The following is a 15445-nucleotide window of genomic DNA, read 5'->3' as shown; positions in this document are numbered from 1 at the left end:
TCGCGGCCGGCCACGCCGTGCCCGTTCTTCCACGGGCAGACGTGCCGGCGTCTGCCACTACGGGCCGCCGCGGACGGGCGTGCTCCCTTATCCTCGATCGATGCGGGATCGCCGGGTGGCGCTGGTGTGGGCGGCCTTCGTCGTGGTCGCGCTGGTGTCCTGCGTGCTCGTGCTGCGCCGCGATGACCGCCTCTCGGACCTGCACATCTACTACGGCGCACTGTCCGATCTGCACGCCGGTCGCCCGCTGTACGAGTTCAAGGCGGCCAACGGTGGGCCATTCACGTACCCGCCGTTCGCGGCACTCGTGCTGGGTCCGATCACCGCCGTGAGTGAGGGCGTACTCCAGGGGATCTGGCTGGTGGCGACGTGCGCGGCGGTCGTCGCCGTCGCCGGTGCGGTCGGTGTCGCGCTGACCACCCGGCAGTCCCGGCGACCGCTCGTGGTGGCGGTGGCCGCCACGGTGCTGATGCTGTCCGCGCCGGTGCAGAGCAACCTACGCTTCGGTCAGGTCAGCATCTTCATCGTGCTGATGGCCCTGCTCGACGGGATGGGCGTCGTCCCGCCCCGGCTGCGCGGAATGTTGGTGGGGGCCGCCGCGGCGATCAAGCTGACGCCGCTGCTGTTCGTGGTCTACTTCCTCGCCACGGGCCGCTATCGCGACGCCGGGCGTGCGGTGGCGACCTTCCTGGCCTGCGCGGCTCTCGCCGCGGTGGTGTTGCCGGGGGAGAGCTGGACGTACTGGACCGAGGCCGTGCGGCAGACCTCGCGGATCGGCAACCTCGCCTCGCTGGGCAATCAGTCAGTGCACGGGATGTTGCTGCGCGTCGGCGTCGACGAGGCGACACTGCCCCTGCTCTGGGCCGGCCTGGTGGCGCTCGTGTGCGCGGCGGCGCTGCTGCGGGCCCGGCAGTTGACGGTGGAGGGCCGCCCGGGGCACGCGGCCGTGCTGGTCGGCTGCGCGACCGTCGCCGCGTCCCCGGTGTCCTGGACCCACCACCAGGTGTGGCCGGTGCTCGCCGCGATGCTGCTGATCGGCGCGTCCGGCGTCGCCCAACGCGCCGCCGGCGCGGCGCTGCTCGCCGCCATGGTCGTCTCGTTGGGTGCGGTCCTCAGCCCGGTGTCGGCACGGCCGGGCGTGCAGTTCCTCTTCGAGAACGCCCGCGCGATCGGGGTGTGCCTGCTGTGCCTGGTCGGCTTCGGCGGCGTCGCGGTCGCCGCCACCCGAACGGCTCGCCGGCCTGCTGGCGGGCGGGGCTGGTTGCGGGTGGGTGTCACGGCAACGGTGGCGGTCGCGTTCTTCGCCGTGCAGCCGCTGCCCGCCGGGGCGGACCCCACCTTCAAGGCGTACGCCCTCGACGACGTGGTCAACCCGCGATACTTCTTCGTGTGCCGTGGTCCGGTCGAGTGTGCCGCCTACGGCACCGACGCGCCGGTCACCTTCGGCACCCGCGCCGAGAAGACCAAGGTACGGGTCAACGGCGTGGTCTCCCCGCAGGTGACCCGCCTGGAATACTTTTCCGCGCCCGGCGGGGCGCCCCGGGCCATCCCGCTGCTCGACGCGTACCCGGGTAGCCGGACGTTCTCGTTCCGTTCGGCGAACATGGCGCAGGGGCGGCTCGTCGCGTACGCCTCGGACGGTCAGCCGATCGCCAGCTACGACGAGGAACTCGCCGCCGCCCTCCGTACGACCACCCGGTAGGTGATCGGGGAGGGCGGCGGCGTAGCTCAGCGGGTCGCGGCGGCCAGGGCGGCGCGCAGCTTCTCGGCGTCACCCGGTGCCGGGTGCTCCCAGTCGGTCGGCGTGGCGGAGTAGAGCACGCCGTACGCCGGGGTGTCCGGCTGGTAGCGCCACCCCTCGGCCAACGGGCCCACGTCCACGGCGTCGTAGCCGATCCGGTCCAGGAAGGCGGTCACCTCGGCCTTCGCGGCGGCGTCGTCGCCGGCGATGGCGATGGCGCTGCGGTCGGCCGCACCGGACGGGCGGGGAAGCTCGGCCAGGCCCTTGTAGTAGATGTTGTTGAAGACCTTGACGACCCGCGAGTCCGGCAGGTGCCGCTGGAGCAGTTCGCTGCTGGTGGTCTCGCCCGAGTCCAGCTCCGGGAAGGCCCCGTCGCGCTGCGGGTAGTAGTTGTTGGTGTCGATGACGACCTTGCCGGCCAGCGGCTCGACGGGCACGGCGCGGTACGCCTTCAGCGGCACGGTGACCACCACCAGGTCGCCGACCTGAGCCGCGTCCTGTGCCGTGCCGGCGCTGGCGTGCTCGCCCAGCTCGTCGACGAGGTCCTTCAGCGTCTCCGGGCCCCGCGAGTTGCTCAGCACCACGTCGTAGCCGGCGTCCACCGCCAGCCGGGCCAGGGTGCCGCCGATGTTGCCACTGCCGATCAGTCCCACAGTTGTCATGTTTGATCCAACTCCGTCCACCCGCGAGGCATTCCGGTTGCCCGGTGTCGATCGGCTGCGCAGACTGCCGGGCATGCGCTGTCTCGTCGAGGACCTCGCGACCTTCGCCGTCACGGCGGATGCCTGGTTGCGCCGCGAGTCCGTCCTGCACAACGTACTGCTCACGCTCGTCGCTGACCGGCTCTCCGGTGACGTGCCACTCTCCGGTGACGAGCGGTTCGCGCGGGTGGTCGACGGCGGTGAGACGGTGGGCGCGGCGGTGCACACCCCGCCGCGCGGGCCGCTGCTGGGTGCGCTGCCGCCGGCCGCCGCGCGAGCGCTGGCCGACCATTTCGTCCGGGCGGCGCCGTCGCTGGTCGAGGTGCACGGCCCGGTTCCGGCCGTGGCGGAGTTCGCGCAGCGCTACGCCGAATGCGCCAGCCTGATGGCCGTACGCAGCACCGCGCAGCGGATCTTTGCACTGGACGCGGTCCGGCTGCCGACCGGCGTGCCCGGACATGCCCGACCGGCGACCGCGGCGGACCGCGACCTGCTGGTGACCTGGGCGGTCGCGTTCGCCGCGGAGACCTCACCCGGCCGTCGACCCGTGGACCTGTCCGGGCAGGTGGACGCCCGGCTGCGGCACGGCCTGCTCTGGCTCTGGGAGTGGGCCGGCAGGCCGGTCTCGACGGCCTGGTTGAGTCGACCGGTCGCCGACGTGGTCCGGGTCAGCGGGGTCTTCACGCCACCAGGGGAACGAGGGCGCGGCTTCGCCAGTGGCTGCGTCGCGCACGTCAGCCGGTACGCGCTCGACGCCGGCGCGACGACCTGCACCCTCTACACCGATCTGGCGAACCCGACCAGCAACCGCATCTACCAGGCACTCGGCTACCGCCGCGTGGCGGAAGCAGCCCAGTGGCGCTTCGCGCCGCCCTCAGAGGTGTTGATCAAGAGGTTTGCGTCGGAAACCGACCCCGGGTTGACGCAAACCTCTTGATCACCGCCGTCAGGCGGGGAGGACCTTGTCGATGGCGGCACCCAGCTCGTCGGCACCGGGCTCGACGGTGGGGGCGAAGCGCGCGGCGACCGTGCCGTCTGGGGCCACCAGGAACTTTTCGAAGTTCCACCGGACGTCCCCGGTGTGCCCCTCGGCGTCCGGGGTGTCCACCAGCGCGGCGTAGAGCGGGTGCCGGTCGGGCCCGTTGACGTCGACCTTCTCGGTCAGCGGGAAGGTCACCCCGTAGTTGACCTGGCAGAAGTCGCTGATTTCGGCGGCGCTGCCCGGCTCCTGCCCGGCGAACTGGTTGCACGGCACGCCGAGCACCACCAGGCCACGGTCGGCGTAGGTGTCCGCGAGCGCCTGGAGGCCGGCGTACTGCGGGGTGAGGCCGCAGCGGGAGGCCACGTTGACGACCAGCAACGCCTTGCCGCGGTAGCGGGCCAGGTCGGCGGGTCCACCGTTGAGGGCGTCGATCGGGATGTCGAAGACGGTCATGGGCCGAGGTTACGCGCCGGGCGCCGAGCGGCCGGGGGACGGGCCCGACGGGTGCACTCCATGCACCAGAGGAAATCGAAACATGCACATCTTGACGAAGTGATGACGCCGTGAGTACCGTCTCACCATCGCTTTTGGAAAGTTTCCTAACAGTTCGGGAGACGCCTCATGAAAAGATCGCTCCGCCGGGCCCTCTGGGCCGGTGCCGTGGTCGCCGTGACCGTCGCTGCGGTACCGGTGACGACTGCCTTCGGCGCCGGCACGGTCACCACCACGTTCACCAGGGCACAGGACTGGGGGACCGGTCACGAGACGAGGGTGACCGTCACCAACGGATCAAGTGCCGCCATCAGCACCTGGCGCATCGAGTTCGACCTGCCGTCGGGCACCACCATCAGCAGCGCCTGGGACGCCGACGTCACCAGCAGCGGCAACCACTACGTCGCGGTCAAGAAGAGCTGGGCCGGCGGCATCGCGCCCGGTGCCTCGTTCAGCTGGGGCTACAACGGCACCGGCGCCTACAAGGCGCCGCTGAACTGCACCATCAACGGTGCCGCGTGCGGCGGCGGAACGCCCCCGCCGACCACCACGCCACCCACGACCACGCCGCCGACCACGACGCCACCCACCACGCCCCCGCCCACCACGCCGCCGCCGACCACGCCGCCTCCCGGTGGCAAGAAGGTCGTCGGCTACTTCGCCGAGTGGGGCGTCTACGGGCGCGGCTACCACGTCAAGAACATCCAGACCAGCGGCTCGGCCGCCAAGCTGACCCACATCCTGTACGCCTTCGGCAACACCACCGGTGGCCGCTGTTCCATCGGCGACACCTATGCCGACTACGAGAAGGCGTACACGGCGGCGGAGAGCGTGGACGGCGTCGCCGACACCTGGGACCAGCCGCTGCGGGGCAGCTTCAACCAGCTGCGCAAGCTCAAGCAGATGAACCCGCACCTCAAGGTGATCTGGTCGTTCGGCGGCTGGACCTGGTCCGGCGGCTTCACCCAGGCCGCACAGAACCCGGCCGCGTTCGCCGAGAGTTGCTACAACCTGGTCGAGGACCCGCGCTGGGCGGACGTCTTCGACGGCATCGACGTCGACTGGGAGTACCCGAACGCCTGCGGTCTGACCTGTGACACCAGCGGCCCGAACGCGTTCAAGAACGTGATCAGCGCGCTGCGGTCGAAGTTCGGGTCCAGCGCTCTGGTCACCGCCGCCATCACCGCGGACGGCAGCAACGGCGGCAAGATCGACGCCACCGACTACGCCGGCGCCATCGGCAACCTCAACTGGCTGATGCCGATGACCTACGACTACTTCGGGGCGTTCGCCGCGCAGGGTCCGACGGCACCGCACTCCCCGCTCACCTCGTACACCGGCATCCCGCAGCAGGGCTTCAACTCCGACGCGGCGATCCAGAAGCTCAAGAGCAAGGGCGTCCCGGCCAACAAGCTGCTGCTCGGCATCGGCTTCTACGGTCGCGGCTGGACCGGGGTCACCCAGGCCGCACCGGGTGGCAGCGCCACCGGGGCGGCACCCGGCACCTACGAGGCGGGCATCGAGGACTACAAGGTCCTCAAGAACACCTGCCCGACCACCGGCACGATCGCCGGCACCGCATACGCCAAGTGCGGCAGCAACTGGTGGAGCTACGACACCCCGTCGACCATCAACGGCAAGATGACGTACGCGAACAACCAGGGCCTCGGTGGCGCGTTCTTCTGGGAGCTCTCCGGTGACACCAGCAACGGCGAGCTCATCGGCGCCATCAAGGGCGGTCTCGGCTGAGCCGATGCCGGCGCAACACCCACACGGCGGGGAGGGGCCCGCACCGTCCCTCCCCGCCCGTGACACCACGGCCCGGCCGGCGCCCAGCGTCGGCCGGGCCGCCGTCATTGGGCTGGCCCAGCTTGATGTGGCAGACTCGCGGCTCGGCACGTCTCGATCTCGATGGCACCGGCGACGGAGGTGGTCATGCGCCCGACCCACCGCAGGCTGGCGGCAACCGCCGCCGGGCTGGTGCTGCTGCCGGTCGCCCTGGTCGGCTGCGGGATCGGCGGCGGCGACACCAAGGCCGAGCCCACGCCCAAGCCCGCGCGGGCCCCCGCCGAGGAGGCCGCCGCCCGCTCCCGTGAGCGCGTGCAGGCGTACCTCGACGCGATGACCGCGAAGGACGTCGCCGCCGGCCGCAGCCAGCTCTGCGCTCTCCTGCACGACGGCTTCGACCTGGGTGCCACCGGGCCCAACGGTGACTTCGCCGACCACTTCCAGGTGCCGGAGGCGGCCATCACGGACATCCGGTCCGGTCCGCTCGGGCAGGAGGTCAGCGTCTCGGTCTCGGTCACCGCCGGCAAGCGCACCGTCACCCGGCCGCTGGTGTTCACCGTGACCCGCGACGGCAGCGACTGGTGCATCGCCGGAGAGGCGCCCACCGGCCCGCCGGGTGCCGAAGCGCCGCCGGCCGGCGTCGCACCCACCCCCGCGTCCTGACCGGCGCCGGGCGGGTTGATCTCCCATCTGCCGGAACCGTCCCCCTCGCCGCCCGGTCACCCCGACCGTCGCCGTACGCTTTCTGTCATGCGCCATGAGTGGCATCAGCTGAGCCATCCCGCGGTGAGCAGCCCGGGCCTGCAGACCAGCCGACCGACAGTCGACTCCGCCGAGGACGCCGCGCTCGGGCTGGACCGATGGCGGGATCTGCCCCGCGAGCAGGTCCCACCGTGGTCCGACCCGGCCGCCGTCGCGGCGGTCTGCAAGGTCCTCGACACCGTGCCGTCGGTCGTCGCGCCCTACGAGGTGGACCAGCTCCGGCAGAAGCTCGCCCTGGTCTGCGAGGGCAAGGCGTTCCTGCTCCAGGGCGGTGACTGCGCCGAGACGTTCGTCGACAACACCGAGAGCCACCTGCTGGCCAACGCCCGCACACTGCTCCAGATGGCGATCGTGCTCACCTACGGCGCGTCCCTGCCGGTGGTCAAGGTCGCCCGGGTGGCCGGGCAGTACACCAAGCCCCGCTCGCTGCCCACCGACGCGCGCGGCCTGCCCGCGTACCGCGGCGACATGATCAATTCGCTGGAGGCCGACCCGGCCGCGCGGGTCGCCGACCCGCAGCGCATGATCCGGGCGTACGCCAACTCGGCGGCGGCGATGAACATGCTCCGGGCGTACCTCGCCGGTGGGCTCGCCGACCTGCACGCGGTGCACGACTGGAACAAGGGCTTCGTGAAGAACTCCCCGGCGGGGGAGCGCTACGAGGCGATCGCTCGGGAGATCGACCGGGCGCTGGCGTTCATCCGGGCCTGCGGGATGACCGACGACGAGGCCCTGCGTACGGTCACGCTCTACTGCTCCCACGAGGCTCTGGCCCTGGAGTACGACAGGGCGCTCACCCGGGTCTCCGACCGTCGGGCGTACGGGCTCTCCGGGCACTTCCTCTGGATCGGCGAGCGCACCCGGCAGATCAGTGGTGCGCACATCGACTTCATCTCCCGCATCGCCAACCCGATCGGCGTCAAGCTCGGCCCGACCACGTCCCCGGACGAGGCGATCGAGCTGTGCGAGAAGCTCAACCCGGACAACATCCCCGGCCGGCTCACCCTGATCAGCCGGATGGGCAACCACCGGGTACGCGACGCGCTGCCGCCGATCGTCGCCAAGGTCACCGCCGCCGGCGCCAAGGTGGTCTGGCAGTGCGACCCGATGCACGGCAACACGCACGAGTCGTCCAACGGCTACAAGACCCGGCACTTCGACCGCATCGTCGACGAGGTGCTCGGCTACTTCGAGGTGCACCGGGGACTGGACACCCACCCGGGTGGGCTGCACGTCGAGCTGACCGGTGAGGACGTCACCGAGTGCCTGGGCGGCGCCCAGGGCATCGAGGACCTCGACCTGCCCGACCGGTACGAGACCGCCTGCGACCCGCGACTGAACACCCAGCAGTCGTTGGAGTTGGCGTTCCTCGTAGCGGAGATGCTCCGTGGCTGACGCGAGGAGTGAGCTTGCGAGCCCCGCAGTCGGCAGCCGAAGGGACAACAGTGGCTGACGCGAGGAGTGAGCTTGCGAGCCCCGCAGTCGGCAGCCGAAGGGACAACAGTGGCTGACGCGAGGAGTGAGCTTGCGAGCCCCGCAGTCGGCAGCCGAAGGGATGATCATGGCTGATCTGTTCGTGGACCTGCGTTCCGACACGGTGACCCGGCCCACCGCCGGGATGCGGGAGGCGATGGCCACCGCCGAGGTCGGTGACGACGTCTACGGCGAGGACCCGAGCGTCAACGCGCTGGAGGCCGAGGTCGCCGCGTTGTTCGGGCACGAGGCGGCGCTGTTCGCCCCGAGCGGGTCGATGGCCAACCAGATCGCCCTGCAACTGCTGGTGTCGCCCGGCGACGAGCTGCTCTGCGACGCGGACGCGCACGTGGTCACGTACGAGATTGGCGCCGCGGCCGCGTACGGCGGGATCTCCTCGCGGACCTGGCCTGCGGTGGGCGCGGACATCGACCCGGAGGTGGTGGCCGGGATGATCCGGCCGGACGGCTACTTCGCCGTTCCGACCCGCGCGGTCGCCGTCGAGCAGACCCACAACCGGGGCGGTGGCGGCGTGATTCCGCTGGCCACCCTGCGGGATCTGCGGGGGGTCGCCGACGACGCGGGTGTCGCGTTGCACTGCGACGGTGCTCGGATCTGGCACGCGCACGTCGCGGACGGGGTGCCCCTGATCGAGTACGGCCGGCTGTTCGACACGCTGTCGGTGTGCCTCTCCAAGGGCCTCGGCGCGCCGGTCGGCTCGCTGGTGGTGGGCAGCGCGGACAAGATCGAGCGAGCTCGGATGATCCGTAAGCGGATGGGCGGCGGCATGCGTCAGGCCGGCATCCTCGCTGCGGCCGGTCGGTACGCGCTCGCGCACCACGTCGACCGGCTGGCCGACGACCACGCGAAGGCGGCCCGGCTCGCCGAGGCGGTCGCGCCGTTCGGCGTGCTGGCCACCACGGTTCGCACCAACCTGGTCGCGTTGGATCTCACCAAGCACACCCTGGACGCGCGGGCCCTGGCCGCCGCGGCGCGGGCCGAGGGCGTACTCATCTCGGTGCTCGGCCCCCGCACCGCCCGCCTGGTCACCCACCTGGGCCTCGACGACGCGGCCATCGACCGCGCGGTCGCGGCCCTGCCCCGCATCCTCGCCGCGTCCTGACCTCCGGCCGGCGCCCTCGCACGACCCGGTGATCCGGCGCCCTCCCACGGCCTGGTGATCAAGAGGTTCGCGTCAGATTCCGGCCTCCGGATGACGCAAACCTCTTGATCACCGAGGTGGGGTCAGGGGTGGGGTGGGGATCAGGGGGCTGGGGTCAGGCGGGTCAGGGTTGTTATGTCGGCGGTGTGGCCGATTTGCTTCTCGCTCGGGGTCTCCACGACGAAGGGGACGCCGGCGGTGGCGGGGTGGGTCATCAGCTCGGCGAAGGCGGGCTCGCCGATGGTGCCCTTGCCGATGTTCTCGTGCCGGTCCCGGGTGGAGCCGCACAGATCCTTCGAGTCGTTGGCGTGGACCAGCCGCAGCCGGTCCGCACCGACCGTGGCCACCAGCGTGTCCAGGGTCGCCGTCATGCCGCCCTCGGCCGCCAGGTCGTGACCGGCCGCCCAGGCGTGGCAGGTGTCGAAGCAGACCCCGAGCATGGGGTGCCGGTCCACCGCGTCGAGATAGGGCCCGAGCTGCTCCACCCGGGAGGCCAGTGACCGACCACCGCCCGCGCTCGGCTCGACCAGCAGCATCGGCCCGCCGGCTTCGGCGGCCCAGTCGAGCAGCGGCAGCAACTCCTCGCGGACCTGTCGCATCGCCGCCTCGGCGTACCCCTCGTCCACCGAACTGCCGGCGTGGAACACCACCGCCTGAGCACCGATCGCCACGCCCCGACGCAACGCGTGCGCCAGCGTCTGTGCCGACTTCTCGACAGTGGCCGGGGTGGGCGAGCCGAGGTTGACCAGCAGCGAGGCGTGGATGAACGCCGGAATGCCCCGCTCGGCGCAGCCGTCGCGGAACAGGGCGTCCTGCACGGGGTCACCGTTGGGCAGCGCCCAACCCCGCGAGTTGGAGACGTAGACCTGCACCACCTGGGCGCCCGTCGCGTCGGCGTACGGCAGGGCGGCCTTGGCCAGCCCACCGGAGGTCGGAGTGTGCGCGCCCACCGGACGCGAGGTGACCGCCGGCATCAGAAGCACGTGAGGGTGACCGGGGTGCCCGGCGGCACCTGCGAATTCTCGCCCGGGACCTGGATCCGGACCACGGCGTTCGGGTTGACCACGACGGTCACCGGGAAGCCCTGGCTCTCCAACGCCTGCTTGGCCTGCTGACACGGCAGGTCGATCACCCGGGGCACGACGATCGCCGGCGGGCCCTTGCTGACGTCCAGCTTGACCTGGGTGCCCTTTTCCACGCCGGCGCCATCGGCGGGGCTCTGGCCGAGGATCTCGTCCCTGGGCTTGTCGGAGTCCTTGTAGGTCGGCACCAGCACCAGGTTGAGCTGGGCCAGAATGGTCCGGGCCTCGGTCAGGCTCTTTCCGACCAGGTTCGGCACCGACACCGGCGCCCTGCCCCGGCTCACAATGAGGGTGATCTTCGCGCCGGGTTTGACCTCGCTGCCCACCTTGGGGGAGGTGTCCAGCACAACCCCGGACGGCAGGCTGTCGTCGTAGCGGGAGGCTCCCTTGGCCACCACCAGCTTCACGTTGACCAGGTCCGCCTCGGCAAGCTCGAACTCCTTGCCGATCACGTCCGGCACGGGGAAACGCTCCGGGCCGAGGGAGAGGGTCAGGGTGATCGCGCCACCCTTGACGATCCTGGTGGCGGACGCCGGGCTCTGCGCCAGCACGCTGTCCTTCGGGGCCTGCTCGTCGAAGCGCGGCTCACCGTACTTCAGGGTGAGCCCGGCACGGTCGGCCTGCGCCTGCGCCTCGGCCTTGCTCAAGCTCACCAGCTGCGGGGCATCGGTGTAACGACCGACACCGAACCACCAACCACCGATCGCGGCCACCAGGCCCAGCGTCACCACCACGGCCGCGACGGCCAGCCGGCCGCGTTGGCTCGCCATCAGGGTGCTGCGCAACGCTGCGAGTCGGGACCCCAGGCTGTCTGCGGGCTCCGGAGCGGCCCGACGTCGACCCGGCCCCTGGCTGCTGGCACCCTCGGGCAACCGCGCCCAGGACGGGCGGTCGGAAGGGCGGACCGTCGCGACCATCATGGTCGGCTGAGAGAGTGGCTCGCCGCTCACCGGGCGGAGCACGGCGGTGTGGCTGTTGGCGTCGCCCAGGCGATCCCGGGCGACCTGCACCTCGGTCAGCAGCGCTCCGGCGTCGGCGGGCCGCGCGTCGGGATCGCGCCGAGTCGCCCGCTGCACCAGGTCGTCGAGGACCGACGGCAGGCCGGGCACCAGCGTCGAGGGTGCCGGCACGTCCCGGTCGACGTGCTGCCAGGCGACGTCCACCGGGCGGTCCCCGTCGTAGGGCACGCGGCCGGTGAGCATCTCGAACAGCACGATGCCGGCCGAGTAGACGTCGGTACGTGGATCGGCACGGCCCTCGGTGACCAGCTCCGGGGCGACGTACGCCACGGTGGCCATCAGCTGGTTGCCCTGCTCCTCGTCGGCGCTCGCCTCGACCGCCCGGGCCAGCCCGAAGTCGGCCACCTTGACGACGCTGTCGACCAGGTTGGCGACGCCGCCGGTGGGTGCCTCGGCGACCAGCACGTTCTCCGGCTTGACGTCGCGGTGCACCAGACCGGACCGGTGCGCGGCGGCGATCGCGGCGAGCATCTGCTCGACGATGGCCAGCGCCTCGTCCGGGTTGAGCCGGCGACGCTCGGCCAGCACGTCGCGCAGCGTGCGACCGCGGACGTACTCCATCACCAGGTACGGCAGACCGGCGTGGGTGCCCTGGTCGTAGACCGCCACCACGTTCGGGTGGGTCAGCCGGGCGATGGTCTTCGCCTCGTCGGTGAACCGGGCCACGAAGTTGGCGATCCGGGCTCGGGCCTCCGGCGCCTGGGTCGGGTGAATGATCTTTACAGCGACGGTGCGCTCGAGGCGCTCGTCGGTGGCGGTGTACACGGTCGCCATGCCACCACGGGCCACGCGACCGCGAATGCGGTAGCGCCCGTCGATCAGCGAGCCCAGCAACGTGTCGGCGACCTGAGTGTCCATCGGCAGGGAGTCTATGTGTCCAGGGGGTGAAGGATGAACAGGATGCTACAGCCGTACGCCGAACTGGAACGTCCCGCCGCGCTCGCCGCCACTCATCCGCTGGTCAGCGCCGCGTACGGGACCGGGCGCCGATCGGTCGTCCGGGGTGCCGGTGGCTCGTCGTGGCGACGACGTGGCAGGGTGGTCGGGTGACCGAACCCGTACCCGACCAGGCCGTCCCCGGCCCGGAGCTCGCCGGACCCACCGACCCGGCCGGTTGGCTGACCCTGCCCGACGTCGCCGAGCGCCTCGACGTGTCGATCAGCAAGGTGCACCAGATGATCCGTGACCGGGAGTTGCTGTCGGTCCGCCGCGACGGCGTCCGCCGGATCCCGGCGGACCTGGTGGCCAACGAGACAGTGCTCAAGCACCTGCCCGGCGTGCTCAACCTGCTCTCCGACAACGGCTACGACGACGAGGCCGCGCTGCGCTGGCTCTACGAGCCGGACGACACCCTCCCCGGCGCCACCGCCGCAGCCGCCCTGTCGGGCGACCAGGCCCGCGAGGTAAAGCGCAGAGCCCAAGCCCAAGCCTTCTAACCCCACCCCCACCCCCGGGAACCCCACCCACCCCGTCGATCATGAAGTTAGCGGCGCGACACGCCGTCGCGGACGCCGCTAACTTCATGATCGACCGGGGGAGAGGGGGCCGGGGGCCGGGGTGGGGTGGGTTAGTCGGCTCGGCGGGTTGCGGCTATGGCCAGGTCCACCAGGGCTTGGCGGGCCTCGGTGTCGAGGTCGACGGCGGTCAGGGCGGCCAGCGCGGCGTCGGTGAGCGTGACGATCCGCTGCTCGGTGCGGGCGAGAGCCCCGCTCGCGGTGATCAGCTCGTGGAGCCGGGCCACCCCCTGCTCGTCCAGCTCCGGGTCGCCGAGCCGGCTGAACAGCAGCTCGCGGCCCGCGTCGTCGGTTGCCTCCCCGGCCGCTGCCACGAGGAAGGTGCGCTTGCCCTCCCGCAGGTCGTCCCCGGCCGGCTTACCGGTCAGCGCCGGGTCACCGAAGACCCCCAGCACGTCGTCGCGGAGCTGGAACGCCTCGCCCAGCGGCAGCCCGTACGCCGAGTAGGCCGTCCGCACGTCGGCCGTCGCGTCGGCCAGCGCGGCGCCGAGCAGCAGCGGACGCTCGACCGTGTATTTCGCGGACTTGTAGCGGGCGACCTTGCTGGCGCGTTCCACCGAGGTGTCCCCGGTGGCCTGCGTCAACACGTCGAGGTACTGACCGACGGTGACCTCGGTGCGCATCTCGTCGAAGACCGGCCGAGCCCGGGCCAACGCCTGGAGATCCAGGCCCGAGGAGTGCAGCAGCTCGTCGGACCAGACCAGGCAGAGATCGCCGAGCAGGAGGGCCGCGGCGTCGCCGAAGCCGTCCGGGTCGCCGCCCCAGCCGGACTGCCGGTGCCGCGCGGCGAACCGCCGGTGCACCGCGGGCTCGCCGCGGCGAGTGTCGGAGCGGTCCATCAGGTCGTCGTGGATCAGGGCGCTGGCCTGGACGAACTCCAGCGCGGCCAGGGCAGTGACCACCTGGTCGCCGTCCACCCCGCCAGCGCCCCGGAACCCCCAGTAGGCGAATGCCGGACGCAGCCGCTTGCCGCCGCCGAGCACGAAAGCCTCGATCGCCTCGGCCACCGGGGCGAGGGCGTCATCCACGGCGGCGAGCCGGCCCCGTTGACCGGCGAGGAATTCGGTGAGGGCCTTGTCGACGCGTTGGCGCAGGCCGGCGCGGTCGACGGGAGACACGGGAGCAGCTTGGGTCACTCCCCGACGCTAGCGGGTCGTCCTGACCCGCGCTCTCCCGCCACGCGTAGTCCCGCCGGTGCGGCCCGGACCGGTGCGCCCCGCCGGTGGCGCGCCGGCCCGTGCGGTGCGGCCCGGACCGGCGGCTCCTGTCGAGCCGGCCCGACGGGCGGCTGCGGCGGCCTCGGCGAGCGTCACCAGCGGCACGTCCAGGACGACGGCGAGCCAGCCGAGCCAGAAACCGCCGGGCACGCGGCGCTGTCGTTCCCAGCGGGACACCTCATGCCGGCTCAGCGTCGGCACTCCGGAAGCGGCACACAACTCGGCGGCGGCGCGCTGCTGGCTCCAGCCGCGGGCCAGCCGGCAGCGGGCCAGCAGTGGCCCGAGCTGCGCGGGGCGCGGCGCTGCGGGTGGGGTCACGGGTCCTCCTGGCGGGCGTCGGTGTGGTGACGACCCGCCCGGCCGACCGGCCGGGACCGGCGTCACCGCTCGGTTGCTGACCCCCGCGCGGAACCCGGAGCCGCCCCCGCCGCCCCTCCCACGCCACCCATTCCTACCCCGGGGGTACGACACCCGTGCGCCCACCGCGCCGGGGACGGGCGGGGCGGCACGGGTCACCGGGTGGGAAGCGCCTGGGTCGCGGTGGCGTCGCCAGCTAGAGTCGGGTCGTGGCGCTCGGTCTTCCTTCGGTCCTCCCCAATCCGCAACCGGCGATCGGGGAGCTCATCCGTGAGCGCCAGCCGACCTTCTCGTTCGAGTTCTTCCCGCCCAAGACCGACGCCGGGGAGCGGCTGCTCTGGCAGGCCATCCGCGAACTGGAGTCACTGCGCCCGTCGTTCGTGTCGATCACGTACGGCGCGGGCGGGTCGACCCGGGACACCACGGTGGCGGTGACCGAACGGATCGCCACCGACACCACACTGCTGCCGATGGCCCACCTGACCGCTGTCGACCACTCCGTCGCCGAGCTGCGGCACGTGATCGGCCGGCTCGCCGGGGTGGGAGTGCGCAACGTGCTGGCGGTCCGCGGGGACCCGCCGGGCAACCCGGGCGGTGAGTGGATCCGCCACCCGGAGGGCGTGGACTACGCCGAGGACCTGGTCCGCCTGGTGCGCGATGCCGGCGACTTCAGCGTCGGCGTGGCCGCCTTCCCGTACAAGCATCCCCGCTCGCCCGACGTGGCCAGCGACACCGCGCAGTTCGTCCGCAAGTGCCGTGCCGGCGCGGAGTTCGCGATCACGCAGATGTTCTTCGACGCCGACGACTACCTGCGGCTGCGTGACCGGGTGGCCGCCGCCGGCTGCGACACCCCGATCCTGGCCGGGGTGATGCCGGTGACCCAGATCGGCACCATCGAGCGGTCCGTGCAGCTGTCCGGCGCGCCCTTCCCGCCGGCGCTGGCGGCCCGCTTCGAGCGTGTCGCCGACGACCCGGAGGCCGTCCGCCGGCTCGGCGTCGAGCAGGCCAGCGAGATGTGCCGTCGACTGCTGGACGAGGGTGTGCCCGGGATCCACTTCATCACCCTCAACCGGTCCACGGCCACGCGCGAGGTCTGGCAGAACCTGAAGGCCGGCGCGCGGGTGTGAACGTTGCTTCTGCGACACCTGATGCCCG

General features: G+C 71.9%; 15 protein-coding genes. 9 read left to right on the top strand and 6 right to left on the bottom strand.

Features of this window, described 5'->3' with window-relative positions:
* Positions 1 to 100 precede the first annotated feature (100 nt).
* Positions 101 to 1702, top strand: coding sequence for a glycosyltransferase 87 family protein (locus GA0070619_RS19645; RefSeq protein WP_088949419.1), 1602 nt, complete (start codon positions 101 to 103; stop codon positions 1700 to 1702).
* Between the two features lie 26 nt (positions 1703 to 1728).
* On the opposite strand, the gene GA0070619_RS19640 is transcribed toward GA0070619_RS19645, so the two are convergent.
* Positions 1729 to 2403 carry an NADPH-dependent F420 reductase gene (locus GA0070619_RS19640; RefSeq protein WP_088949418.1) on the bottom strand — a complete coding sequence of 225 codons (675 nt, stop codon included), beginning with the start codon at positions 2401 to 2403 and terminating at the stop codon, positions 1729 to 1731.
* Between GA0070619_RS19640 and GA0070619_RS19635 the strand changes: the two genes are divergently transcribed.
* Positions 2402 to 3379 (top strand): GNAT family N-acetyltransferase, encoded by a 978-nt coding sequence (locus tag GA0070619_RS19635; protein WP_157744053.1) that lies wholly within the window; start codon positions 2402 to 2404, stop codon positions 3377 to 3379. The two genes, GA0070619_RS19640 and GA0070619_RS19635, sit on opposite strands and share 2 nt — an antisense overlap.
* Positions 3380 to 3388: 9 nt before the next feature.
* Here the strand turns inward: GA0070619_RS19635 and GA0070619_RS19630 are convergent, their stop codons facing one another.
* Positions 3389 to 3877 (bottom strand): glutathione peroxidase, encoded by a 489-nt coding sequence (locus GA0070619_RS19630; protein WP_088949416.1) that lies wholly within the window; start codon positions 3875 to 3877, stop codon positions 3389 to 3391.
* A gap of 168 nt (positions 3878 to 4045) precedes the next feature.
* Here GA0070619_RS19630 and GA0070619_RS19625 point away from each other — a divergent pair, with 168 nt between their 5' ends.
* The 4 genes from GA0070619_RS19625 to GA0070619_RS19610 all read left to right on the top strand — a co-directional run bounded on the left by GA0070619_RS19625 (position 4046) and on the right by GA0070619_RS19610 (position 9062).
* A complete protein-coding gene (locus GA0070619_RS19625; protein WP_088949415.1) occupies positions 4046 to 5665 on the top strand; it encodes a glycosyl hydrolase family 18 protein in 1620 nt (539 codons plus the stop codon).
* Between the two features lie 186 nt (positions 5666 to 5851).
* Entirely contained in the window at positions 5852 to 6367 is a 516-nt protein-coding gene (locus GA0070619_RS19620; protein ID WP_231927109.1) for a nuclear transport factor 2 family protein, read from the top strand.
* Between the two features lie 87 nt (positions 6368 to 6454).
* Complete coding sequence (locus GA0070619_RS19615) at positions 6455 to 7861, top strand: class II 3-deoxy-7-phosphoheptulonate synthase (RefSeq protein ID WP_088949414.1); 1407 nt, start codon at positions 6455 to 6457, stop codon at positions 7859 to 7861.
* 166 nt (positions 7862 to 8027) lie between these two features.
* Entirely contained in the window at positions 8028 to 9062 is a 1035-nt protein-coding gene (locus tag GA0070619_RS19610) for a threonine aldolase family protein (protein ID WP_088951913.1), read from the top strand.
* A 140-nt stretch (positions 9063 to 9202) separates the two neighbouring features.
* On the opposite strand, the gene GA0070619_RS19605 is transcribed toward GA0070619_RS19610, so the two are convergent.
* Together GA0070619_RS19605 and pknB are read right to left on the bottom strand one after the other, a co-directional pair.
* Entirely contained in the window at positions 9203 to 10075 is an 873-nt protein-coding gene (locus GA0070619_RS19605; protein ID WP_088949413.1) for a deoxyribonuclease IV, read from the bottom strand.
* Positions 10075 to 12060 carry a Stk1 family PASTA domain-containing Ser/Thr kinase gene (gene pknB / locus GA0070619_RS19600; RefSeq protein WP_088949412.1) on the bottom strand — a complete coding sequence of 662 codons (1986 nt, stop codon included), beginning with the start codon at positions 12058 to 12060 and terminating at the stop codon, positions 10075 to 10077. Before pknB ends, GA0070619_RS19605 begins: the two co-directional genes overlap by 1 nt.
* 33 nt (positions 12061 to 12093) lie before the next feature.
* Between pknB and GA0070619_RS32510 the strand changes: the two genes are divergently transcribed.
* Both GA0070619_RS32510 and GA0070619_RS19595 read left to right on the top strand, forming a co-directional pair.
* Positions 12094 to 12252: a hypothetical protein gene (locus GA0070619_RS32510; RefSeq protein WP_157744052.1), complete on the top strand. Its 159-nt coding sequence runs from the start codon at positions 12094 to 12096 to the stop codon at positions 12250 to 12252.
* On the top strand, positions 12249 to 12638 hold the full coding sequence (locus GA0070619_RS19595) for an Rv2175c family DNA-binding protein (protein WP_088949411.1): 390 nt from the start codon (positions 12249 to 12251) through the stop codon (positions 12636 to 12638). Before GA0070619_RS32510 ends, GA0070619_RS19595 begins: the two co-directional genes overlap by 4 nt.
* A 131-nt stretch (positions 12639 to 12769) precedes the next feature.
* Here GA0070619_RS19595 and GA0070619_RS19590 read toward each other — a convergent pair whose 3' ends face one another.
* Together GA0070619_RS19590 and GA0070619_RS19585 are read right to left on the bottom strand one after the other, a co-directional pair.
* Entirely contained in the window at positions 12770 to 13852 is a 1083-nt protein-coding gene (locus tag GA0070619_RS19590; protein WP_088949410.1) for a polyprenyl synthetase family protein, read from the bottom strand.
* Positions 13853 to 13861: 9 nt separating this feature from the next.
* Positions 13862 to 14251, bottom strand: coding sequence for a helix-turn-helix domain-containing protein (locus GA0070619_RS19585; protein ID WP_088949409.1), 390 nt, complete (start codon positions 14249 to 14251; stop codon positions 13862 to 13864).
* A 248-nt stretch (positions 14252 to 14499) separates the two neighbouring features.
* On the opposite strand from GA0070619_RS19585, the gene metF reads away from it, so the two are divergent.
* Complete coding sequence (gene metF, locus GA0070619_RS19580; RefSeq protein ID WP_088949408.1) at positions 14500 to 15417, top strand: methylenetetrahydrofolate reductase [NAD(P)H]; 918 nt, start codon at positions 14500 to 14502, stop codon at positions 15415 to 15417.
* Positions 15418 to 15445 lie beyond the last annotated feature (28 nt).

The sequence above is a fragment of the Micromonospora zamorensis genome (assembly GCF_900090275.1).
In the GTDB taxonomy this organism is placed as follows: domain Bacteria; phylum Actinomycetota; class Actinomycetes; order Mycobacteriales; family Micromonosporaceae; genus Micromonospora; species Micromonospora zamorensis.
Note: the sequence above shows the minus strand (reverse complement) of the source record. Positions and strands in the feature narration are given on the sequence as shown.